Origin of the sequence: Chromohalobacter sarecensis (assembly GCF_023061135.1) — a bacterium.
Taxonomy (GTDB): domain Bacteria; phylum Pseudomonadota; class Gammaproteobacteria; order Pseudomonadales; family Halomonadaceae; genus Chromohalobacter; species Chromohalobacter sarecensis.
Genome location: NZ_JAKGAN010000009.1, coordinates 45635 through 67687, shown reverse-complemented (window position 1 = coordinate 67687; position 22053 = coordinate 45635). Strand labels below are relative to the sequence as shown.

Here is a 22053-nt window from a genome sequence, read left to right as displayed (position 1 = left end):
CAAGCATGAGCGATCACGACGCCCCGCATTTCAATCAACCATTGGGCGGTAACGAAATGCCCCGCTTCGGCGGCATCGCGAGCATGATGCGCCTGCCCACCCAGGCGAGCGCCAAGGGTCTCGACGCTGCCTTCGTCGGCATTCCCATGGACATCGGCACCTCGAATCGCCCCGGCACTCGCCTGGGACCGCGCCAAATCCGCGACGAGTCGCGTATGCTGCGCCCCTACAACATGGCCACCCGCGCGGCGCCGTTCGACAGCCTGCAAGTAGCGGACACCGGCGATGTGGCGATCAACACCTTCGATCTAAAGAAAAGCGTCGAGATCATTCGCCAGCACTATCGTGAGCTGCTCAGCCACGACGCCGTACCGCTGACACTCGGCGGCGACCACACCCTGACATGGCCAATACTGCAAGCGATTGCAGAGAAGCACGGCCCGGTGGGGCTGATTCACATCGACGCCCACGCCGATATCAATCCGCACATGTTCGGTGAGGAGGTCGCCCACGGCTGCCCGATTCGCCGCGCTCAGGAAGAAGGCCTGCTGGATAGCCAACGCGTGATCCAGATCGGTCTGCGCGGTACCGGCTATGCCGCCGACGATTTCGACTGGTGTCGCGACCAGGGTTTCCGCGTCGTGACCGCCGAGCAGTGCTGGTACAAGTCGTTGGAACCGTTGATGGCTGAAGTGCGCGAGCAGATGGGCGATCGCCCCGTCTACATCACCTTCGACATCGATGCCCTCGACCCCTCGGTAGCGCCCGGCACCGGCACCGTCGAAGCCGCCGGCCTGACCATGTCGCAAGGCCTCGAGATCGTGCGTGGCGCCTGGGGCTTGAATATCGTCGGCGGCGACCTGGTCGAAGTCGCGCCGCCCTACGACCCCAGCGGCAACACCGCGCTGATGGGCGCCACGGCACTCTATGAAATGCTCTGCGTGCTACCCGGCGTCAAGCGCCGTTAAGTCTGCCTCGGCATTGGGGCTCTACAACAACAAGTGGTGACATCATGTCCGCACCCCTCGATTCCACCGCCTCTGGCGGTAGCAATCTCGATAACGCGCGGCTGACGTCGCGCGGACTACTCAAGTTTCTCATCCCCTCGCTGATCGGTATCGGCATGTTTCTGGTGCCCTTCTCGACAGGCGATACCATCAATATCGGCATGGGACTGCTCGCCGATGGCCTCAAGGCGCTTCTAGGCGACGCATTGCCAGCCATCGCCATGGCCGTGCTATGCGCTTCGGCACTGCTGACCCTGCTCGTCAAGTTCGCCAAACCCCACTGGGCCCGCGAGAATGCCTTAGGTGAACTGTTCGACGTCGAGCCGCTGTGGATGGCGATGCGCCTGCTGGGTGCCGCCTTCGCGCTCATGACCTACTTCCAGATCGGCCCCGAGTTCGTGACCGCTTCGTTCACCGGCGGAGTGATGCTCAACGATCTGGCACCAGTACTGCTGACCTTTTTCTTCTTCGCCGCCATTCTGCTGCCATTCCTGGTCGACTTCGGCTTCATGGAATTCATCGGCAGCCTGGTGCGTACGCCATTTCGCAAGATTTTCGGTCTGCCGGGGCGCAGCGCCATCGACGCCACCGCTTCGTGGATGGGCTCGGGTACCGTGGGCGTGCTGATCACCACGCAGCAATACGAGCAGGGCTATTACAACCGACGTGAAGCCTCGGCCATCGCCACTAATTTTTCAATTGTCTCGATCGCCTTTGCCCTGCTAGTGACAAGCTTCATCGGCATCAATCACCTCTTCGTGCCCTTCTATCTCACCGTGGTTGTGGCGGGATTGGTGGCTGCGGTAATCGTGCCGCGCCTGCCGCCGCTCTCGCGCAAGCCGAATACCTACTACGAACCAGTGGGTTGCCGCCTCGCCGAGGAACGCACCGGCACCCAAGGCCTGTTCCGCTACAGCCTCGGCATGGCCGTGGCACGTGCCGACAAGGCCCCAGGACCACGCCAGCTAGCACGCCACGCGCTGTTGAACGTCGCCGACATCTTCTTCGGGCTGCTGCCGCTGGTCATCGCCATCGGCACCGTGGCATTGATCTTCGCCGAGTTCACGCCGCTATTCACCTGGCTTTCGTACCCGATGGTGCCAGTCCTCGAATGGATGCGCGTGCCCGAAGCGGCGGCCGCCGCGCCGGCCACGCTGGTGGGCTTCGCGGACATGTTCCTGCCCGCCGTGCTGGCCAGCGACATCGAGAGCGAACTTACCCGCTTCGTGATCGCCTGCCTGTCGTTGACGCAGTTGATCTACATGTCGGAAATCGGCGCCTTGCTGCTCAAGTCCAAGATTCCGCTCAAGCTCTGGGAACTGGTCATCATCTTCCTGCTGCGTACCGCCATCACGTTGCCGATCATCGTCGTGATGGGCCACTGGCTGGTGGCTTAAGGTGCTTCCCATGACCAACGAAACGAATTCGCCTTCTCTTCGCTCGATTAGCTGCGCCGAGGCGCTGGTTCGCCTGCTGCGTGACAGTTACGCCGTGGATACCGTCTTCGGCATTCCCGGTGTGCATACCGTGCCGCTGTATCGTGGACTGGAATCAGGCGGCCTGCGCCATGTCACGCCGCGCCACGAACAGGGCGCAGGGTTCATGGCGGACGGCTACGCCCGTGCCAGCGGTAACCCCGGGGTCTGCTTCATCATCACCGGACCGGGGATGACCAATATCGCCACCGCCATGGGCCAGGCACTGGCCGATTCCGTGCCCATGCTGGTGATCTCCAGCGTCAACCGCCGCGACACCTTGGGACGCGGCCAGGGGCAACTCCACGAGTTGCCCAGCCAGCAGAACGTGCTGGCGGGCGTGAGTCGTTTCAGCCATACCCTGCTTGACCCGAGCGCTTTGCCCGAAGTCCTGGCGCGCGCTTTTGCGGTCTTTCGTTCCCAGCGGCCAGGGCCGGTGCATATCGAAATTCCCATCGATCTTTTCGATGCGCCGATCTCCCTACCCACCGAGTACGCACCGGCAAGGCTCTATCGTCCCGCGCCGCACCCCGACGGCGTAGCACTTGCCGCCGAGTGGCTGCGCGAGGCGCATGCTCCGCTGGTGTTATTGGGGGGCGGCTGTGCGGACGCATCAAAATCGGCTCGGGCGCTGGTCGAACATCTCGACGCACCGACCGTGACCACCACCAACGCCAAGGGGGTACTTGGACGCGGGCACCCACTCGACCTGGGTGCCAACGCTACCTGGCCCGAGGTCCGTGCGCTGGCTCGCGACGCCGACGTTATCCTCGCCGTGGGTACCGAACTCGGCGAAACCGATTACGATGTGGTATTCGATGAGGGCTTCACCCTGACCGGACGCTTGATTCGCATCGACCTGGAAGCGGAGCAACTGGTGCGCAATCAGGCCACGGCGCTGGGCCTTGTCAGCGACGCCGGTATCGCGCTGTCGGCTCTGCTGGCGCATTTCCCCGCCCCACTCGCGCGTCAGGGTGCGAAGCGCACCCGCGCTATCCATGAAGCGCTGGCGCTGCCGACGCGTCCGGACATGGCGACGTTCGTGCCGCTTTATGCCGCGCTCGATCACGCCTTGCCCGAGGCCATCATCGTCGGCGACTCCACCGCGCCGGTCTACGCCGGCAATCATCTCGTCAAACGTGCGGCGCCACGTCGTTACTTCAATGCCTCGACCGGCTACGGCACCTTGGGCTACGGCCTACCGGCGGCGCTTGGCGCCCAACTGGCCAAGCCCGGCACGCCGGTCGTGGCCCTGGTCGGCGATGGCGGCTTGATGTTCACCCTCAGCGAGCTGGCCACCGCCGTCGACGAAGAGCTGCCAGTGGTCATCGTGGCCTGGAACAACAGTGGTTACGAGGAAATCCGCCGTTATATGGACGCGCATGGTGTCGCGCGCATCGGTGTCGACCCCACACCACCCGATTTCCAGCGCTTAGCCGAAGGCTTCGGCCTCACCTCGCAGCGCATCGAATCTCCCGCCGCTCTCGATCTCGCACTCAGCAACGTCTCGCGTAACGCACCCACGCTGATCGAGATCGATGCCGAACGCTGGCAAGCGGCACTCGGCTGAGGCGCCATTCGCGTCCCGAAAAGGCTTCTCAAGAACAACGGCTTCCCAAAACATTACAAGGACAACACCATGGCTTTCTTCCACCGTCTGCTCGGTCAGGACACCCTCGACGACCACCAGCACAAGAGCCTCGGGGCATTCGGCACTGTCGCCCTATGGCTCGGCGCCAACGTCGTGGTCACCACCATCCTCACCGGCATGCTCCTGGTGCCCGACCTGCCCTTCACGACCGCCATGGGCAGCGTACTGATCGGCTCGCTGATCGGTGCTATTCCTCTCTTGCTAGTCGGCCTGATGGGGCAGCGCACCGGTCTGCCCTCCATGGCGCTAACCCGAAGGGCCTATGGGCCACTTGGCAGTCGGCTGATTTCACTGGTCAACATGGGGGTATTGATCGCCTGGAGCTGGATCCAGGCCCTGCTTGCCGGCATGAGCCTCAACTACGCTATCCAGGCCACCACCGGTTACTCCAACCTACCCTTGATGACCATCCTCTGCGAAAGCGTGGTGGTGCTCATCGTGCTGCGTGGCCACCTGGGCATCGAACGGGTCGAGCGCTGGGCAGCAATGGCCATGGTCGGCCTCGCCGCCCTAGTCCTCTATCAGTTGAATCTTCACTATGATGTCTCGACGCTCTTGGACATGCCTGTCGAAGCGCGTAACGGCATCACGCTGGGCATCGCCTTCGACATCGTCATCGCCACCGCCTTCTCGTGGATCTCGTCCTCGGCGGATTACAACCGCAACTGCAAGAGCGGCGCCATCGCCGTCTGGGGCACCTACATTGGCTATGTGATGGCCGCCATGATCGCCATGGGCCTGGGCGCCGCAGTCTCCGGGCTCTCGGTCCTGAATGGCATGGAGCAGACCTACGACCCGACCCGGCTGCTCTCCGGTTTCGGCTTCGGCCTGCCCGCAGCCCTGGTCATCTTCTTCTCCGTGATGACTACCAATGTCATGGCCGTCTACAGCGCCACCCTGTCCTGCATGAACGTGTCGCCCGGCATGGCCTTCTGGAAACCGGCGCTGATCATCGGGGTCGTGACCGTCTTCGGCGCCCTGATTCCCGGCATACTCGATCAGTTCCAAAACTTCCTGCTATTAATAGGCGCTTTGTTCATTCCGGCCTTCTCGGTGATCATCGTCGATTACTACCTGGTCGGTCGCGACGGCTACAGTCCCGAGCTACTCAAGGCGCGTCACCAGCTGGGACGTCCCACTGCGCCGGTGGCCATCGGTGCCTACGTGATCGGCGCCGGGCTGGCCGCCTATTGGTCGCTGGTCGCCCCGCTGGCCTTCGGCGCCTCGCTGCCGGTCTTCATCATCACCGGCGGCCTCTACTGGCTCGGCGCCATGCTGTTGACCAAGTCCCGTGCGAACGCTTCACAGACGACAGGAGAGTGACACCGATGAGACTAATGCTGGCGCAAACCGCCCCCGTATGTGGCGACGTGGCCGCCAACCTGGCGTCTCTCCCGCGCCAGTGCCAGCAGGCAGCAGCAGCCGGTGCGGACCTACTGGTCCTCCCCGAGCTTGCCCTGAGCGGCTACAACATCTTCGAGCGACTGGAGGAACTCGCCGAGCCGGTAGGCGGCCCAATCACCCAGCGAGCCGCCGAACTCGCCGCCGAGCACGAGATGTTCTTGCTCTTCGGCCTTGCCGAACGGCAAGCCGACGGACGCCTGACCAATTCCGCCGTGCTGATCGACGACCGGGGCGAGCATATCGCCACCTATCACAAGCGCCAGCTGTGGGATCGCGAACATGCCTTCTTCACCGCCGGCGAGGAATGCTGCGTGGTGGATACGCGTCTCGGCCGTCTCGGGCTGATGATCTGCTATGACAATGAGTTTCCCGAGATGGCCAGAGCACTTGCCACAAGCGGCGCGCAGATCATTCTTTCACCCACCGCCAACATGGTGCCCAACGCCGAACGTCAAGCGCTGCAGATTCGTGCCCGAGCCCTCGACAATCAATGCTTCGTCGCTTGCATCAACCGGGCAGGGATGGAGGCCGAACTTCACTATTGCGGCAACAGCTTGATAGCAGGGCCGGATGGCGAGGTTCTGGGCCGTCTCGGTGCCGACGCAGGAAGCCTGGTGGTGGACATCGACCTGGAACGTATCAACGAGAGTCGTGCCCATCAGGACTATCTCAAAGATCTCAGACCCATACCGGAGGCCACCTTATGAGCGGCTTCTTACTCCCTCGAGGAAAAACCGCAACCTGGTATCGCACCACGGCACTCGCTGACGGCATCACGCGGATCGACGAGCCCGCCATCAAGCCGTTCTACCGCTGCAACATCTGGCATGTACGGGGTCGGGATCGAGACTTGCTGGTGGACTTCGGGCTCGGCGCCGTGCCGCTGCGCAGGCAGGTACCGCTACTCAGCGAACGCGACCTGATCGCAGTGGCGAGCCACACGCACTTCGATCATATTGGTGCCGCGCATGAGTTCGAGTGTTGCCATGTGCATGCCGCCGAGGCCGACATCCTGGCCAGCCCGGACAACGCGCGCACCCTGGCCGCCGACTTTCTCGATGACGCCATGTTCGATGCCCTGCCACCGGCGCCCTTCGAATACCATAGCTACCGTATCGCCCCACCGGCGTGCATCGTCACACTCGAGGATGGCGAAATCATCGATCTCGGCGACCGCCGTTTCGAGGTCATCCACACGCCGGGGCATTCCCCTGGCGGTATCGCGCTATGGGAAGCCGCCAGCGGTACCTTGATCTCGGGCGATCTGATCTATGACGGGCCGCTGATCGAGGATGTCTATCACAGCAACCTCGACGATTACGCCGCCAGTATGCGCCGACTACGCGAACTCCCGGCGCGTATCGTCCATGGCGGCCATTTTCCTAGCTTTTCCGGGGCACGCTTGCACGCCATGATCGATGAGTGGCGCCGTAGTCACGCCCTTTGAAGGAGTCTTCATGCAACAGCTCGACCAGCAGTTTATCGACAATCGCTGGGTGGTTAGCCAAGGCACGCGGCGCCTGGCGGTGATGGACCCGTACCATGAGCGCCAGATCGCCGAGGTCACGGGCGGCGATACCGCAGACGTCGACGCGGCAGTTGACGCCGCACGTCGCGCCCTGCCCGCTTGGCAAGCGCTGGGCGGCGAAGTGCGCGGGGCGTATCTGGAGGCGCTGGCCGATGCCCTCACGGCGCGCCGCGAAGCGCTGATGGAGCTTTCCGCGACCAACAACGGCAAGGCGCTCGCCGAGGCCGGCATCGACCTCGACGACGCCATCGCCTGCTATCGTTACTACGCACGCCAGGCACGCGAGCTGGAAGCCCGACAGGGGCGGCGTATCACGCATGATATTGAAGGCGTCGATGCCTACTGCTACGAAGATCCTGCTGGGGTGATCGGCTTGATCACGCCGTGGAACTTCCCGCTGGTAACCAGCGCCTGGAAGATCGCCCCGGCCCTGGCCGCGGGCTGCACAGTGGTTTTCAAACCCTCGGAAGTGGTGCCGCTGCCGGAGCAGGCGCTCGCCGAGATCGCTCTGGAAATCGCGCTACCGCCCGGCGTTCTCAATCTGCTGCACGGCGATGGCGACGGCATCGGCGCGCCACTGACGCGCCATGCGGGTATCGACAAGCTCTCCTTCACGGGCAGCAACGCCGTGGGCGAACGCGTGATGCAAGCCGCCGCCGAAGGCAGTCGCGGGGTGTCACTGGAGCTCGGCGGCAAATCGCCGATCCTGGTGCTCGACGATGCCGAGATCGATCAGGCCGCCGACTGGGTCATGGCCGGCATCTACTTCAATAGCGGACAGATTTGCTCGGCGACTTCGCGCTTGATCGTGCATGAATCGCTGACCGAGGCACTTTATGAAGCGCTGGCGACACGCATCGACGCGATCCGCCTGGGCAACCCGCTGGGCACGGAAACCGACATGGGGCCGATGACCAGCCAGCGTCAGCGCGACCGCGTGCGCGATTACCTGGCCATCGCCGAACGCGAAGACCTCCAGGCAGTACGCGATGCCCGCCATCGGCAGCTGCCGGAACAGGGCTACTTCATCGCCCCCACTTTATATCGTGATGTGCCCACCGAGAGCCGCTTGTGGCGCGAGGAGATCTTCGGCCCGGTGCTGTGCGCACGCAGTGTCGCTTCCGACGCCGAGGCCATCGCGCTGGCCAATGCCAGCGACTTCGGCCTGGCCGCCACGGTAATCAGTGGCGACCCTCAACGCGCCAAGCACGTCGGCAGAGCCCTGCGTGCCGGCAACATTTGGTACAACAGCGAGCAAATCGTCATGCCGGAAGCCAGTTGGGGCGGTTTCGGGCATAGCGGCATCGGCCGCGAGCTCGGCCCTTGGGGACTGGCTGCCTATCTCGAGGTCAAGCATCTGATCGGCCCGGCGGACTGACCAACACAGGGCGCACAACGAAAAATACCCCGCCGAGCGCGATATCGGCGGGGTATTTCGTGTGCTCGAGCCAAAAAGACTTACATTCGTGGCTTGAGCTGCTGTACCAGTGTCTTGTAAAGGCGCGGCGTGGCGGCCATGAGATCCTGCTCGGTGCTGACCGAGGGGCTACCATCCGGCCCGCCCAGCAGTGCACCGGCTTCTTTGAGGAGAAGGCTGCCAACCAGTTGATCCTGCTCCTCGAGGCCCAGCACGAAGGCGGCATCGGCACGGCCGGCGGCGAGTTGCGCGAGATCCAGGAGGCCGCTACCACTGCTGAGGAAGTTCTCGACCTGTGACCCAAGCGCCTGGGTCAGGGTCAGATACGTCTGCAGATGACGCGAACGTAGCCATGGCTCCGGCAAGCCAACGGCGATGCGCGCGTCCTCGACCGTAATATGGTCGGGCACGCGAATGCGGCGTCCATTGAGCTGCGCGCCACGCCCACGGCTGACGAGATACTCATCATCGTTGAAGGGGCAGACGATCACTGCATGCTCAGGCTTGCCCTTGACCAGGCAGACGATCGAGATAGCAAAGTTGGGTGATGCCACGGCCAGGTTGGAATAACCATGGAACGGCTCGATGCGCCAGTGGAAATCGGCGCCCTCGCCTTCGCCGTCACGGTGCGCCGTATAGCGCCCGGAAAGGCCATGCTGGGGATAACTGCGACGAAACTGCGCGTCGATGAGGGTTTCAGCGTTACGCGCAGTATCTTCCAGCAGCTTATCGAGCTGTTTGTCGCCACGCGCAACTTCGATACGGTCGCGAGCACGCACGAACTGCTCGGCGGCACTACGCGCGGCGCGCAGTGCGAATTGAACCATGGGATGCATGATACGGGCCTGAATCTCGGAAACTGTTAAAGAACGCCGCGTATCCTAGCAGAAGGCGCCCACGACGGGAAGTTTCGCGGCCTCAAGCCATGCTAGACTCGCCGTTCGTTTCTCAGCCGCGCGCCCTATCATCATGCTCGACAAACTACGTATCGTTCTCATCGGCACCAGCCATCCCGGCAACATTGGCGGCGCCGCCCGCGCCATGCACAACATGGGCCTCGCCGACCTTGCTCTCGTCGCGCCACGCTGCGAGGTGTACGGCGCCGAATCCCATGCCCGCGCGTCCGGCGCCGATGCCTTGGTAAGTAATGCCAAGGTGTATGCCACGCTCGAGGAGGCCGTCGGCGACTGCACCTTCGTGGTCGGTGCCAGCGCCCGAGTACGCCATCTGCCCTGGCCAATGCTCACCCCGCGGGCATTGGGCGAACGTCTCCCCGGAGAGTGCGCGCCCGAGGGTGCCCAAGCCGCGCTGGTCTTCGGGCGCGAGGACAGCGGCATGACCAACGGCGAGCTGCAGCGCTGCCATGCCCATGTGCACATTCCCACCAATCCCGACTTCAGCTCGCTCAACCTGGCCGCCGCGGTCCAGGTCCTGGCCTATGAATGTCGACTGGCGGCGCTGGGCGCGGACGACGCCCCGGATACGCCGTTCGGGGTCGAATGGGACAACCCGCCGGCCAGTCATGACGACCTGGAGCGCTTCTTCGAGCATCTCGAGCGAACGCTGATCGACATCGACTTCCACGACCCTGACAACCCGCGCCAGCTGATGGCGCGTCTGCGCCGCCTCTTCATGCGTAGTCACATCGACAGCATGGAGATGAACATCCTGCGCGGCATCCTCGGGGCCGTGAACAAGCAAAGCCGGGCATTGACCCGCCAGGAGAGCCACGACGGGAATGGTTGACCGCGTTACTGGGTTTTCCCATAATACAGGCACGTTTCAGGCACACATTCCATACGGATTGGATGTCTTGCCTGGTCAATCGCTTCATCACCGACGCCCGATCACCTCGACTTATGCGCTTGACGACCAAGGGACGCTACGCCGTCACCGCGATGCTGGACCTGGCGCTACATGCCGATGCCGGCCCCATCAGCCTCGCCGACATATCCAAACGCCAGGCGATCTCGCTGTCTTACCTGGAACAGCTGTTCGCGCGGCTCAAGCGTGCCGAACTGGTCAATAGCGTACGTGGCCCGGGCGGCGGTTACGTGCTCGCCCATGCGTCTAGTGCCATTTCGGTAGCTTCGGTCATCGGCGCGGTGGACGAGTCCGTGGACGCGACGCGCTGTCAAGGGCTCTCGGATTGCCAGCAGGGCGATACCTGCCTGACGCACCATTTGTGGTGCGATCTCTCGGACAAGATTCATGGCTTCCTCGATGCCATCACGCTCGCCGAGCTGGTGGAACGCCAGGAAGTTCGCGATATCGCCGCCCGTCAGCAGCGCGTCACGTCGGAGACGATCAGCACCGATACCATCAGCATTGCCCCGCAATGATCGTGCAGGGCAGTAGGCGCCAGCGCCATCATCGATACGAGCCGTCATGACCTCACCCGTGTATCTTGACTATGCCGCCACTACCCCCGTCGACCCGCGCGTCGCGGAGGTAATGGCGCGTCACCTGACACTTGATGGCGTCTACGCCAACCCCGCTTCGCGTAGCCACATGCCGGGATGGCTGGCCGAGCAGGCGGTGGAAAGCGCACGCCGCCAGGTTGCCGATCTGATCGCCGCCGACCCACGAGAAATCGTCTGGACCAGTGGCGCCACCGAGGCCGACAACCTCGCGTTGATCGGCTTCATGCGCGCCAACCGCGCGCGCGGTCGGCATTTGGTTACCTCGCGTATCGAACACAAGGCCGTCGTCGATACCGCCCTCGCGCTCGAGGCCGAAGGTTTCGACGTGACCTGGCTGACGCCCGGCGCAGATGGCCGCGTGACGCCCACGCAGCTCAACGATGCCATGCGCGAGGACACCGTTCTGGTGTCGTTGATGGCCGTCAACAACGAACTGGGCAGCATCCACGAGCTGGCGGCGCTGGCCGAGGTCGTCCACGCCGCCGGCGCGGTCTTCCATGTCGATGCCGCTCAGGCCACCGGCAAGATCGCGCTGGATGTCAACGCCATGGGCATCGACCTGATGTCGATGTCGGCGCACAAGACCTACGGCCCCAAAGGCGTCGGCGCGCTCTATGTGCGCCGCAGCCCCGATATTCGCCTCGACGCGCTGATCCATGGCGGCGGTCACGAACGCGGCATGCGCTCGGGCACCCTGCCCACGCATCAGATCGCGGGCATGGGGGAAGCGTTCTCCCTGGCCGCCGATGCGCGGGAGGCCGATCACGCTCATGGCCTAGCCATGCGCAAGCGCTTTCTCAACGGCCTCGAGGCATGCGAAGGCGTGCACTGCAACACGGCGCTCGACGTCTCGGTGCCCATGATCGTCAACCTGGCTTTCGACGACGTCGACGGCGAATCGCTACTGATGGCGCTGCGTGCGCTGGCGGTGTCGACCGGCTCGGCGTGCAACTCGGCCAGTGTCGAGCCATCCTATGTATTGAAGGCCATCGGCACCGATCGCATCCGCGCCTTGGCATCCATTCGCTTCAGCTTCGGCCGCTTCACTACCGAGGCGGACATCGACACCGCAAGCGCCGAGCTGCGCCACGCACTCGGTGCCCTACGCAAATGATTCGAGGTCGCCGTACCGCGCGTCGCGACCCAAGCAAGGAGGTCAATATGGCTAACATCAGTATCAGTTCCGCTGCCGCCGAACAGATCCAGCATGTGCTCGCCGAGCGCGGCAATGGCCTCGGCCTGCGCGTCGCGGTCAAGCCCAGCGGCTGCTCCGGCTACAGTTACGTGCTCGACATCGCCGACGAGGTGGGCGCCAACGACGTGCCCTTCGAGGATCATGGCGTCAAGGTGCTCGTCGACAAGGAGGCCTTGACCATGCTCGACGGCACCGAGGTGGACTACGTCAGCGAAGGGCTCAATCGCTACTTTCGCTTCAATAACCCCAATGCCACCGACGAATGCGGCTGCGGGGAAAGCTTCAGCGTCTAAGGGCGCCCAGCCGCCGGGCGTGCGCCGCGTCCGGCGACACGCTACAATGGCGCGCTTTTTCGACATCCGTCGAGTTTCATGCAACGCGTCGCTTCGAGCGGCGCGTTAGCGTATTGATCAAGACCTCGATTTCAGTCACGGAGATATTGACCTCATGGCCAACGAACGCACCCTGTCCATCATCAAGCCCGACGCCGTCGCCAAGAACGTCATCGGCGAGATCGAAAGCCGCTTCGAGAAAGCCGGCCTCAAGATCGTTGCCGCCAAGATGCTGCAACTTTCCCAGGCGCAGGCCGAAGGCTTCTACGCCGAGCACAAGGAGCGTTCCTTCTTTGGCGATCTAGTCGGCTTCATGACTTCCGGCCCGGTGATCGTGCAGGTACTGGAAGGCGACAACGCCATCGCCGCCAACCGTGACCTGATGGGCGCGACCAATCCCAAGGAAGCCGAGGCCGGCACCATCCGCGCCGACTTCGCGCAGTCCATCGACGCCAACGCCGTGCACGGCTCCGATTCACCGGAATCCGCCGAGCGCGAGATCGCTTACTTCTTCGGCAGCGAAGAGATCTGCGCACGCTGATCGCTTCCCGCGGGGGCCACAAGGCCCTCGCACCGCCATCCACCGAGCGTACGACCCACCATGACCCTCGATACCGCCACGCCCCGTACCAACCTTCTCGGCCTAACGCGCGAGGAGATGGAAGCCTTCTTCGTCTCATTGGGCGAGAAGAAATTTCGCGCCGCCCAAGTGATGAAGTGGATTCACCACGAAGGCTGCGACGACTTCGAGTCGATGACCAATCTCTCGAAGGCGCTACGCACGCGCCTCGAGGAGCTCGCCGAGGTGCGTGGTCCACGCGTGGTCTACGAAGGCGCCTCGGAGGATGGCACGCGCAAGTGGGTTCTCGAGGTCGAGGACGGCAGTTACGTGGAAACCGTGCTGATCCCTGCCGAGGGCGGCAAACGTCGCACGCTCTGCGTATCGTCCCAGGTAGGCTGCTCGTTGGATTGCAGCTTCTGCTCTACCGGCAAGCAAGGCTTTCAGCGCAACCTCACCAGCGCCGAGGTCATCGGCCAGGTGTGGGTGGCCAGCAATAGCTTCGGTGCGCGTCGAGACAGCACCAATCGCCCGGTCACCAACGTGGTAATGATGGGCATGGGCGAACCGTTGATGAACTACAATGCCGTCGTGCCGGCCATGAAGCTCATGCTCGACGACAACGGTTACGGCCTTTCCAAGCGCCGCGTCACGCTCTCCACCTCTGGTGTGGTGCCGATGATCGACAAGCTCGGCGATGAGCTCGACGTGAGCCTGGCGGTCTCGCTGCATGCCGCCAATGACGAGTTGCGCAACGAGCTGGTGCCGCTCAACCGTAAGTACGACATCGCCACGCTGCTCGATGCCTGCCGTCGTTATCTTGCCAAGTGCGATGACACGCGCATGCTGACCATCGAGTACACGCTGATCAAGGACGTCAACGATCAGCAGCGCCACGCCGAGGAGCTATCGACGCTGCTTGAGGGGCTGCCGTGCAAGATCAACTTGATTCCTTTCAATCCGTTCCCGCACTCAGGTTACGAGAAGCCTTCACGCAATCAGGTCATGCGCTTTCAGCAATGGCTAGAAGAACTCGGCCATACCGCCCCCGTGCGCATGACGCGCGGCGATGATATCGATGCCGCCTGCGGCCAGTTAGTGGGACGCGTCAAGGACCGTACCAAGCGCCACGAGCGTTACATTCAGTCCATTCAGATCGACGCCGATTGAGCCTCGCCTTGACTTCACCAAGGTGCGGCGCTTTGATGGGACACTTTCAGATGACGAATACCGTCTCATCGCACCGATTGACGCCATTGTTTCGAGAGGGATCCATGACGCGCCGCCATCGCCCACCTTCGATCCGCTCGTTGAGTGCCGCGATGTCGCTCGTCTGGCTGTTGAGTGGTTGCGCCGTCCAGGTCGAAAACAACTCCCCCTACGCATCGCCGGATAACGGTCAAGCGGTGTCGGCGTATACCGAGCTGGGGCTTGCTTATCTCAAACGCGATAACTTGACCCGCGCCCGCGATGCGCTGGAACACGCCTTGGAACTGGGGCCCGACGACCCACAGGCGCTGGAAAGCATGGCACTTCTCTATCAACGTCAGGACGAGCCAGCACTCGCCGAGGAATATTTCGAACGTGCGCTGGATGCCGACGGCGATTATACTCGCGCGCGCAACAACTACGCTGCATTTCTGTACGATGAAGGCAAGCTCGACGCCGCCTGTACGCAACTGCAGCGAGCAGCACAAGACACCACCTATAATAATCGCGCCCAATTGCTTGCCAATCTGGGCCGATGCCGGTTCGAGCAAGGCGATCTCGATGCCGCTCGACGCCCGCTGGAACAGGCCATCGCGTCCGACTCACGCGATGCACAAAGCCTGTTCATGCTGGCGAGACTCGACCATACGCAGGGTCATGATGAACGTGCCTGGGAACGCTTGCAGCGTTTTTTCACCTTGACCGAGGCGACTCCGGAAAGTCTCGAATTGGCGAGCGAAATCGCTCGCGCACGGGGCGACGAGGAAGCCGCGGCCTTTTATCATCGGCAGCATGACGATTCCTGAGGCATGATCCGACCACACGAATTCGAGAAGGATGCTCTGGTATGAGCGACACTCACGAACAACACATCTCCCCCGCTCCCACCGAGGGTCAAGAACCTCCGGGCACTCGGCTGAAGCGCGAGCGTGAGCGACAGGGACTGTCGCTAGAAGAAGTCGCCGAGCAGCTCAACCTCCGGCCCGCCGTGGTCACCGGTCTGGAAGAAGACCAATACGACCAAGTTCCTATCGCCACCTATCGACGGGGTTATCTGCGCGCCTACGCCAAGTTGCTGGGACTCGACGACAAGCGTGTGGCCCAGGAATACGACGCCTTGCATGGTCGCGACGATCTCGACCGCAAGGTCGCCGCACCGGCGTATCGCTCGCAACCATCCTCACGGATCGGCACCTGGGTCTTCAGATTGGTCACGCTACTCATCATCGTCGGCCTGATCGGCTTGACGTTGCTCTGGTGGCAAAGCCGTCAGGGCAACGAGTTCTTCGGCCTCGGCGATGAACCCGCCGCCATGGAAAGTGCAGATGCCGGTAGCGCTACCGAGGGCAGTGCAGGAAACGAGGCCGTGGCAAACGACGCGACCCCCAACGATGACGTGTCCCCGAACGACGAGGCACAACGCGATGGTGTCGCATCGCAGGCCGCTACGGACGAACAAGGCAACGCGAGCGAACAGGACAACCTGCCGCCGTTACCCAACGAGAATGACAGCTTGGGACTGGTCGATAGCGATGACGCGCGCACTGACGATACTTCGAACGATGTCGACGCGCAGGGCATGAGCGTCGCCGCCAACGACACCTCGGCGGATGCCGAATCCGCCACGCAGGACGACGACCGCGAAGGCGCCAGCAACGATGCAAGCGCGGACAGCGCCAATAGCCTGACACTGACTTTCGACGAGCAGTCATGGACCGAGATCTATGATGCCGACGATCAACGCCTGTTGGCAGGGCTGCAAGATCCCGGAACCGATATCCAGCTAGAAGGTACGCCGCCGTTTCGCCTGACCATTGGCAACGCCACCGGCGTCGAGCTCCGCTATCAGGACGAGGATATCGACCTGAGCCAGCATACCGGCGGCAACAATGTCGCCCGCTTCACCTTGGGAGAGTGATACGCCCATGCATATGCAATCTCCGATTCAACGACGCAAGTCACGCCAGATTCATGTCGGGAATGTCCCCGTCGGTGGTGGCGCGCCCATCGCCGTTCAAAGCATGACCAACACCGACACCCTGGACGTCGCTGCCACCGTCGCGCAGATCCGCCAGCTCGAGGCCGCAGGCGCGGACATCGTGCGCGTCTCGGTGCCCACCATGGAGGCCGCCGAGACCTTCGGCCAGATCAAGCGCGAGGTCGCGGTCCCCTTGGTTGCCGATATTCACTTCGACTACAAGATCGCCCTGCGCGTGGCGGAACTGGGTGTCGACTGCCTGCGCATCAACCCCGGCAATATCGGCCGTGAAGACCGCGTGCGCGCAGTGGTCGATGCCGCCCGCGAACACGGCATTCCGATTCGCATCGGCGTCAACGCCGGCTCGCTGGAAAAGGATCTGCAGAAGAAATACGGCGAACCGACGCCAGAAGCGCTGGTCGAATCCGCCATGCGGCATATCGAGCACCTCGACCGCCTCGATTTCCAGGATTTCAAGGTCAGCGTCAAGGCTTCCGACGTATTCATGGCGGTGGCAGCCTATCGCCAACTCGCGCAGCGCATCGACCAGCCCCTGCATCTGGGCATCACCGAGGCCGGTGGCTTGCGCTCGGGCACAGTGAAGTCCTCGATCGGACTGGGCATGCTGCTGATGGAAGGCATCGGTGACACCATTCGCGTCTCGCTGGCCGCCGACCCCGTTGAGGAGATCAAGGTCGGCTATGACATGCTCAAGAGCTTGCGCCTGCGCTCCAAGGGCATCAATTTCGTCGCCTGCCCGAGTTGCTCGCGCCAGAATTTCGACGTCATCGGCACCATGAACGCCCTCGAGGAACGCCTCGACGACATCATGACGCCGCTCGATGTTTCGGTCATCGGCTGCGTGGTCAATGGCCCCGGCGAGGCCAAGGAAAGCGATATCGGCCTCACCGGCGGCGACCCGGCCAATCTTGTCTACATCGACGGCAAGCCGGCCAGCAAGCTTCGCAACGACCACTTGGTCGACGACCTGGAAGCGCTGATCCGCGATAAGGTCCGCGAAAAAGAGGCCCGCGAACGCGATACCATCGCCCGCGAGGCATAATGCGCCGCTCGCGCGCCCCGTACCGGTTCAGGAGTCAGCATTGAGCAACAAGATCCAGGCCATCCGTGGCATGAACGATCTGCTACCGGAGCAGTCGCCTGTTTGGCAATACTTCGAGCGTCAGATCCAGCATCTCATGCAGCGCTATGGGTATAGCGAAATTCGTACCCCCATCATCGAGCAGACAGCACTGTTCAAGCGCTCGATCGGCGAAGTGACCGATATCGTCGAGAAGGAGATGTACACCTTCGAGGATCGTAACGGCGATAGTCTCACGCTGCGTCCCGAAGGCACCGCCAGCTGCGTACGCGCGGCGCTGGAGAACGGTCTGCTTTACAACCAGACCCAGCGCCTGTGGTATCAAGGCCCGATGTTCCGCCACGAGCGTCCGCAAAAGGGACGCTATCGCCAATTTCACCAGGTTGGTGTGGAAGCCTACGGCATGTACGGGCCAGACATCGACGTCGAGATGATCCTGCTCAGTGCGCGGCTTTGGGAAGCGCTCGGCCTGATGCCCCACGTCCAGTTGGAGCTTAACTCGCTGGGCTCCAACGAGGCCCGTGCCGCCTACCGCGATGCGCTGGTCGCCCACTTCGAGGCGCATGCCGATGTGCTCGACGAGGACTCTCGGCGTCGCCTGAGCACCAACCCGCTGCGCATCCTGGACTCCAAGAATCCCGACATGGCGGCGATGCTCGCCGACGCGCCGCGCTTGATGGATCACCTCGACGAAGAATCGCGTGCTCACTTCGCCGAGCTCACCGCCATGCTCGAAGCGGCCGGCATCGATTACGTCATTAACCCGCGGCTGGTGCGGGGGCTGGACTATTACAGTCGAACCGTGTTCGAGTGGACCACCCAAGCGCTGGGCAGCCAGGGCACGGTCTGTGCCGGCGGTCGCTACGACGGTCTCGTCGAACAGCTCGGCGGCAAGCCCACGCCCGGCGTAGGGTTTGCCATGGGCGTCGAGCGCCTGATCCTGCTGCTCGAAACGCTCGATCTGATCCCCGAAGCCGCGCGGCCGCGCACCGATGTCTACCTGACGGCCATGGGCGATGCCGCCAGCCGCGAAGCGATGCTGCTCGGCGAGCGCCTGCGTAACGCGCTGCCCGGCATGCACCTGCAGCTCCATTGCGGCGGCGGCAGCTTCAAGAGCCAGATCAAGAAAGCCGACAAGAGCGGGGCCCGCATGGCACTGTTACTCGGCGAGAATGAGCTGGCCAGCGGTCAGGTGGGGATCAAATTCCTACGTGAAGATCGCGATCAAGAAAGCGTGGCCCTCGATGCGCTCACGGCGCGTCTCCAGACGCTTCTCGCGGAGGCTTGAAAGACAAAGCTTGAACAACGAAGCGCCGTTTCGTACGAACAGCCATTGAAGGAGACCGCCCGTGGCGGAGCTTATTACTAGCGAAGATGAACAGCTTGAGACGCTCAAGCGCTGGTGGAAAGAGTACGGCATGGCGATTATCGCCGGCATCGTGCTGGCCGGCGCTGGCGTTTTCGCCTGGCATGCCTGGCAGGATTACCAAACCTCTCAAGCGGAAGCGGCATCGCAACGCTACCAGCAGCTCACGATGCTGATGCAGCAACCGCAGATGAGTGATGCCCAACGCGAACAGGCCACGAGCATGATCGATGGTCTGGAAAGCGAGCATGGCGGCACCCTATACGCCGAGCTTGCCGAGCTGATGCGTGCCCGCCTGGCGGTCGACGCCGATGATCTGGAGGGCGCGCGCGACACGCTGTCAGCGTTCATCGATGGCAGCGAGCATGGCTACCTCACCGGTCTCGCACGCCTTAATCTAGCCCGCGTGCAGGTCGCCCTGAACGATGCCGAGGGCGCACTGACGACGCTCGATGACGACATCCCCGCCACGCTCGAGGCGCAGGCCGCCGAAATCATCGGCGACGCCCATGCCGCGCTCGGTCAACCCGACGAGGCGCGTCAAGCCTATCAAGACGCGCTCGCCCGCGCCGAAGAGCAGGATCAACCGCTCTCCGGCGTACGGCTCAAGCTCGACAATCTCGGTGTAGAGGACGCCAGCTGATGAAATTGAACCACTTACTGTTACCGGCCGCGCTTACCTTGTCCACCTTGCTGGTGGGCTGTGCCGGCGACGTCGAGCCGCAGTATCCGCCCAAGGAACTCAAGGACTTCTCAGCCTCGGCGACCCTCGACGAGCGTTGGTCCACCTCGGTCGGCGACGGTCTGGGACGGGCACGTTATCCCCTGATGCCCCTACTCGCAGACGGCACCCTCTATGCCGCCGATGAAAGCGGCCTGTTGCGCGCACTCGACGCCGATAACGGCGACACCCAATGGGAAGCACGCTTCGACACCCCACTTTCCAGCGGCATGTCCCGCGATGGCGCGCGTCTGTACGCTGGCACGCGCAATGGTTCCGTCGTCGCCATCGACCGCGAAGACGGCAGTGAAGCCTGGCGCTCCAAGGTCTCCAGCGAAGTGTTGGCCACCCCTCAGGTCAACAGCAAGCTGGTCGTAGTGCAAAGTGTCGACGGCACGGTGACCGCCCTGGACCGCACCTCCGGACAGGAAGAATGGACCTACAGCAGCAGCCAGCCTTCTCTGACTCTGCGCGGCACGGGCACGCCGCGTGTCATCGAGCCCGTCTCGTTCGTTGGCTTTGCCAATGGCCGCCTGGTGACGCTCGACAACCGTAGTGGCCAACCGCTGTGGGACATGCGCGTCGCCGTGCCGCAAGGGCGCACCGAAGTGGAACAGCTCGTCGATCTCGACGGTCAGCCGGTGCTCTCTCAGGATGGCCGCCTGTTCGTGACCAGCTACAACGGCCGCGTCATGGCGCTTGAAGCCACCAGCGGCGAAGTCATCTGGTCGCGCGATGAATCCAGCTATCTGACCCCGCTGCGCGTCGGCAATTATCTCTTCACCGTCAACGAAGCCAGCCATGTCCTGGCGCTCGATGTCGATAGTGGCAGCGTGCTGTGGGAATCCGACGCCCTCGAAGGCCGCGACTTGACCGCGCCCACCTTCGTCGACGGCAAGCTGGCGCTGGGTGACTATCAGGGTTATGTCCATCTGCTCAACGCCAGCGATGGGGAAGTCGTAGGTCGCACGGAACTCGGCGGCGATGGCATCAGCCTGCCGTTGCTGGCCGACGACAAACGCCTTTACACCCTCACCAACGACGGCGAACTGGCGGCCTACGATATCGACGCAAACGACGATTGAATGGATCGCCCTCGAGGCTTGGGAGCGGGCACCTCGCGATGAGGTGCCCGCTTCATTTGTGGGCCCTTACCGATCAGCAATGCTAGAATCACGCCACGACAACGTGACGCCTGCGTCACGTCCCCTTTGAAGCGACTACGTCGCATGTCCAGCTTCACTCAACGCTTTTGTGCGCCGGTTTACGAGACACCATGAATCCTGTCATCGCCCTGGTAGGCCGACCCAATGTCGGCAAATCAACCCTCTTCAATCGCCTGACTCGCACGCGCGATGCGCTGGTCGCCGACTTCGCCGGCCTTACCCGTGACCGCAAGTACGGCAACGGCGTGCTCGGCGACAAAACCTACACGGTCATCGACACCGGCGGCATCAGCGGCAATGAAGAAGGCATCGACGCCGCCATGGCCGAGCAGTCGCTGCTGGCCATCGACGAAGCCGACATCGTGCTGTTCATGGTCGACGGACGTAGCGGCCTCAGCGCCGCTGACGAGGCCATCGCCAATCATCTGCGCGTCAATCAGAAGAAGACCTGGCTCGTCGTCAACAAGACCGACGGCCTCGAAGAGCACTCGGCTTCGGCGGACTTCTGGCAGCTCGGCCTGGGCGACCCACACCCGATTGCCGCCGCGCATGGGCGCAACGTCACCTCCTTGATTGACGAAGTGCTAGAGCCCTTTCCCCCGCGCGAGGCCAACGCCGCACCGCCGGATATCAGCAACGGTATTCGCATCGGGATCATCGGGCGCCCCAATGTCGGCAAGTCGACGCTGGTCAACCGTCTGCTGGGCGAAGAACGCGTCGTCGTCTTCGACGAGGCCGGCACCACGCGCGATGCCATCGAGATCCCCTTCGAACGACGTGGCAAGCCCTATGTGCTGGTCGACACCGCCGGCGTGCGGCGACGCAAGAACGTCAAGGAAGTCACCGAGAAGTTTTCGATCATCAAGACACTCGAAGCCATCAAGGACTGCCATGTGGCGGTCATGGTGCTCGACGCGCGCAGCGGCCTGGTCGAACAAGACCTACACCTGCTCGACTATGTCTTGAGCAGCGGGCGCGCGCTGGTACTCGCGGTCAACAAATGGGATGGCCTCGAGCAAGAGGCGAAGGACAAGATGCGCACGGAGGTCAAGCGCCGTCTGGGCTTCGCCGATTACGCCGAGATGCACTTCATCTCCGCGCTGCACGGCACAGCGGTGGGCGATCTCTACCCTTCCATCACGCGAGCCTTCGACTCGGCCAACAGTCACTGGTCGACCAATCGCCTGACCACTCTCTTGCAGGATGCGGTGAGCGAGCATCAGCCGCCGCTGGTTCACGGCCGCCGCATCAAGTTGCGCATGGCCCACCAGGGCGGCAGTAACCCGCCCATCATCGTGGTCCACGGCAATCAGACCGGCTCACTGCCCGAGGCGTACAAGCGCTATCTGATCAACACCTTCCGCAAGGTGCTCAAGGTACGCGGCACGCCGATGCGCTTCGAGTTCCGCTCGGGCGACAACCCCTACGACGACAATGCCGGCGCCAGCGACCGCGAGAAGGCCAAGAAACGCGAACTGAACCGCACACGCGAGGCGCGCAAGAATCGCCGTTGAGGCGCA

At 62.9% G+C, this 22053-nt stretch carries 21 protein-coding genes; 20 read left to right on the top strand and 1 reads right to left on the bottom strand.

All coding sequences use genetic code 11. The features are described 5' to 3' along the window. The first annotated feature begins 5 nt into the window (after nt 1-5). The 7 genes from speB to L1071_RS13630 all read left to right on the top strand — a co-directional run bounded on the left by speB (nt 6) and on the right by L1071_RS13630 (nt 8443). Nucleotides 6-968 carry an agmatinase gene (speB, locus tag L1071_RS13660; RefSeq protein WP_246975808.1) on the top strand — a complete coding sequence of 321 codons (963 nt, stop codon included), beginning with the start codon at nt 6-8 and terminating at the stop codon, nt 966-968. 44 nt (nt 969-1012) lie between these two features. Then, a complete protein-coding gene (locus L1071_RS13655; RefSeq protein WP_246975805.1) occupies nt 1013-2404 on the top strand; it encodes a YjiH family protein in 1392 nt (463 codons plus the stop codon). Nucleotides 2405-2414: 10 nt separating this feature from the next. Continuing rightward, nucleotides 2415-4052, top strand: coding sequence for a 5-guanidino-2-oxopentanoate decarboxylase (locus L1071_RS13650; protein WP_246975801.1), 1638 nt, complete (start codon nt 2415-2417; stop codon nt 4050-4052). Between the two features lie 69 nt (nt 4053-4121). Then, a complete protein-coding gene (locus L1071_RS13645) occupies nt 4122-5456 on the top strand; it encodes a purine-cytosine permease family protein (RefSeq protein WP_246975798.1) in 1335 nt (444 codons plus the stop codon). Nucleotides 5457-5461: 5 nt separating this feature from the next. Then, a complete protein-coding gene (locus tag L1071_RS13640) occupies nt 5462-6244 on the top strand; it encodes a carbon-nitrogen hydrolase family protein (protein WP_246975795.1) in 783 nt (260 codons plus the stop codon). Continuing rightward, the gene (locus tag L1071_RS13635) at nt 6241-6984 is read left to right on the top strand and encodes an MBL fold metallo-hydrolase (RefSeq protein ID WP_246975792.1); all 744 of its coding nucleotides are present in this window, start codon (nt 6241-6243) and stop codon (nt 6982-6984) included. The genes L1071_RS13640 and L1071_RS13635 overlap by 4 nt, the downstream gene beginning before the upstream one ends. Before the next feature lie 10 nt (nt 6985-6994). Beyond that, entirely contained in the window at nt 6995-8443 is a 1449-nt protein-coding gene (locus tag L1071_RS13630) for an aldehyde dehydrogenase family protein (RefSeq protein ID WP_246975789.1), read from the top strand. Nucleotides 8444-8523: 80 nt separating this feature from the next. On the opposite strand, the gene L1071_RS13625 is transcribed toward L1071_RS13630, so the two are convergent. Beyond that, entirely contained in the window at nt 8524-9318 is a 795-nt protein-coding gene (locus L1071_RS13625) for an inositol monophosphatase family protein (protein ID WP_246975787.1), read from the bottom strand. A gap of 133 nt (nt 9319-9451) precedes the next feature. Here L1071_RS13625 and L1071_RS13620 point away from each other — a divergent pair, with 133 nt between their 5' ends. The 13 genes from L1071_RS13620 (at nt 9452) to der (ending at nt 22047) form a co-directional block, all read left to right on the top strand. Continuing rightward, nucleotides 9452-10228: an RNA methyltransferase gene (locus L1071_RS13620; protein ID WP_246975785.1), complete on the top strand. Its 777-nt coding sequence runs from the start codon at nt 9452-9454 to the stop codon at nt 10226-10228. A 113-nt stretch (nt 10229-10341) separates the two neighbouring features. After that, on the top strand, nt 10342-10824 hold the full coding sequence (iscR, locus tag L1071_RS13615; protein ID WP_246975783.1) for a Fe-S cluster assembly transcriptional regulator IscR: 483 nt from the start codon (nt 10342-10344) through the stop codon (nt 10822-10824). A 46-nt stretch (nt 10825-10870) separates the two neighbouring features. Continuing rightward, nucleotides 10871-12019: an aminotransferase class V-fold PLP-dependent enzyme gene (locus L1071_RS13610; protein WP_246975781.1), complete on the top strand. Its 1149-nt coding sequence runs from the start codon at nt 10871-10873 to the stop codon at nt 12017-12019. Between the two features lie 47 nt (nt 12020-12066). Beyond that, complete coding sequence (locus L1071_RS13605; protein ID WP_246975779.1) at nt 12067-12393, top strand: HesB/IscA family protein; 327 nt, start codon at nt 12067-12069, stop codon at nt 12391-12393. 154 nt (nt 12394-12547) lie between these two features. After that, a complete protein-coding gene (gene ndk / locus L1071_RS13600) occupies nt 12548-12973 on the top strand; it encodes a nucleoside-diphosphate kinase (protein WP_246900101.1) in 426 nt (141 codons plus the stop codon). Between the two features lie 60 nt (nt 12974-13033). Continuing rightward, nucleotides 13034-14161, top strand: coding sequence for a dual-specificity RNA methyltransferase RlmN (gene rlmN / locus L1071_RS13595; protein WP_246975777.1), 1128 nt, complete (start codon nt 13034-13036; stop codon nt 14159-14161). Nucleotides 14162-14265: 104 nt separating this feature from the next. Beyond that, on the top strand, nt 14266-15006 hold the full coding sequence (gene pilW, locus L1071_RS13590) for a type IV pilus biogenesis/stability protein PilW (protein ID WP_246975774.1): 741 nt from the start codon (nt 14266-14268) through the stop codon (nt 15004-15006). A 41-nt stretch (nt 15007-15047) separates the two neighbouring features. Then, on the top strand, nt 15048-16118 hold the full coding sequence (locus L1071_RS13585) for a RodZ domain-containing protein (RefSeq protein WP_246975772.1): 1071 nt from the start codon (nt 15048-15050) through the stop codon (nt 16116-16118). Between the two features lie 7 nt (nt 16119-16125). After that, the gene (ispG, locus tag L1071_RS13580) at nt 16126-17241 is read left to right on the top strand and encodes a flavodoxin-dependent (E)-4-hydroxy-3-methylbut-2-enyl-diphosphate synthase (RefSeq protein ID WP_246975770.1); all 1116 of its coding nucleotides are present in this window, start codon (nt 16126-16128) and stop codon (nt 17239-17241) included. Between the two features lie 40 nt (nt 17242-17281). Next, nucleotides 17282-18568 (top strand): histidine--tRNA ligase, encoded by a 1287-nt coding sequence (hisS, locus tag L1071_RS13575; RefSeq protein WP_246975768.1) that lies wholly within the window; start codon nt 17282-17284, stop codon nt 18566-18568. A gap of 61 nt (nt 18569-18629) precedes the next feature. Then, on the top strand, nt 18630-19289 hold the full coding sequence (locus L1071_RS13570; RefSeq protein WP_246975766.1) for a YfgM family protein: 660 nt from the start codon (nt 18630-18632) through the stop codon (nt 19287-19289). Then, on the top strand, nt 19289-20452 hold the full coding sequence (gene bamB / locus L1071_RS13565; protein WP_246975764.1) for an outer membrane protein assembly factor BamB: 1164 nt from the start codon (nt 19289-19291) through the stop codon (nt 20450-20452). The genes L1071_RS13570 and bamB overlap by 1 nt, the downstream gene beginning before the upstream one ends. A gap of 191 nt (nt 20453-20643) precedes the next feature. Beyond that, the gene (gene der, locus L1071_RS13560) at nt 20644-22047 is read left to right on the top strand and encodes a ribosome biogenesis GTPase Der (RefSeq protein WP_246975762.1); all 1404 of its coding nucleotides are present in this window, start codon (nt 20644-20646) and stop codon (nt 22045-22047) included. The last annotated feature ends 6 nt before the right edge of the window (nt 22048-22053 follow it).

Bases quoted from the DNA above. Each gene is read 5' to 3' on its own strand.
- speB (WP_246975808.1), top strand. From the start codon at position 6: ATGAGCGATCACGACGCCCCGCATTTCAATCAACCATTGGGCGGTAAC.
- L1071_RS13655 (WP_246975805.1), top strand. From the start codon at position 1,013: ATGTCCGCACCCCTCGATTCCACCGCCTCTGGCGGTAGCAATCTCGAT.
- L1071_RS13650 (WP_246975801.1), top strand. From the start codon at position 2,415: ATGACCAACGAAACGAATTCGCCTTCTCTTCGCTCGATTAGCTGCGCC.
- L1071_RS13645 (WP_246975798.1), top strand. From the start codon at position 4,122: ATGGCTTTCTTCCACCGTCTGCTCGGTCAGGACACCCTCGACGACCAC.
- L1071_RS13640 (WP_246975795.1), top strand. From the start codon at position 5,462: ATGAGACTAATGCTGGCGCAAACCGCCCCCGTATGTGGCGACGTGGCC.
- L1071_RS13635 (WP_246975792.1), top strand. From the start codon at position 6,241: ATGAGCGGCTTCTTACTCCCTCGAGGAAAAACCGCAACCTGGTATCGC.
- L1071_RS13630 (WP_246975789.1), top strand. From the start codon at position 6,995: ATGCAACAGCTCGACCAGCAGTTTATCGACAATCGCTGGGTGGTTAGC.
- L1071_RS13625 (WP_246975787.1), bottom strand. From the start codon at position 9,318: ATGCATCCCATGGTTCAATTCGCACTGCGCGCCGCGCGTAGTGCCGCC.
- L1071_RS13620 (WP_246975785.1), top strand. From the start codon at position 9,452: ATGCTCGACAAACTACGTATCGTTCTCATCGGCACCAGCCATCCCGGC.
- iscR (WP_246975783.1), top strand. From the start codon at position 10,342: ATGCGCTTGACGACCAAGGGACGCTACGCCGTCACCGCGATGCTGGAC.
- L1071_RS13610 (WP_246975781.1), top strand. From the start codon at position 10,871: ATGACCTCACCCGTGTATCTTGACTATGCCGCCACTACCCCCGTCGAC.
- L1071_RS13605 (WP_246975779.1), top strand. From the start codon at position 12,067: ATGGCTAACATCAGTATCAGTTCCGCTGCCGCCGAACAGATCCAGCAT.
- ndk (WP_246900101.1), top strand. From the start codon at position 12,548: ATGGCCAACGAACGCACCCTGTCCATCATCAAGCCCGACGCCGTCGCC.
- rlmN (WP_246975777.1), top strand. From the start codon at position 13,034: ATGACCCTCGATACCGCCACGCCCCGTACCAACCTTCTCGGCCTAACG.
- pilW (WP_246975774.1), top strand. From the start codon at position 14,266: ATGACGCGCCGCCATCGCCCACCTTCGATCCGCTCGTTGAGTGCCGCG.
- L1071_RS13585 (WP_246975772.1), top strand. From the start codon at position 15,048: ATGAGCGACACTCACGAACAACACATCTCCCCCGCTCCCACCGAGGGT.
- ispG (WP_246975770.1), top strand. From the start codon at position 16,126: ATGCATATGCAATCTCCGATTCAACGACGCAAGTCACGCCAGATTCAT.
- bamB (WP_246975764.1), top strand. From the start codon at position 19,289: ATGAAATTGAACCACTTACTGTTACCGGCCGCGCTTACCTTGTCCACC.
- der (WP_246975762.1), top strand. From the start codon at position 20,644: ATGAATCCTGTCATCGCCCTGGTAGGCCGACCCAATGTCGGCAAATCA.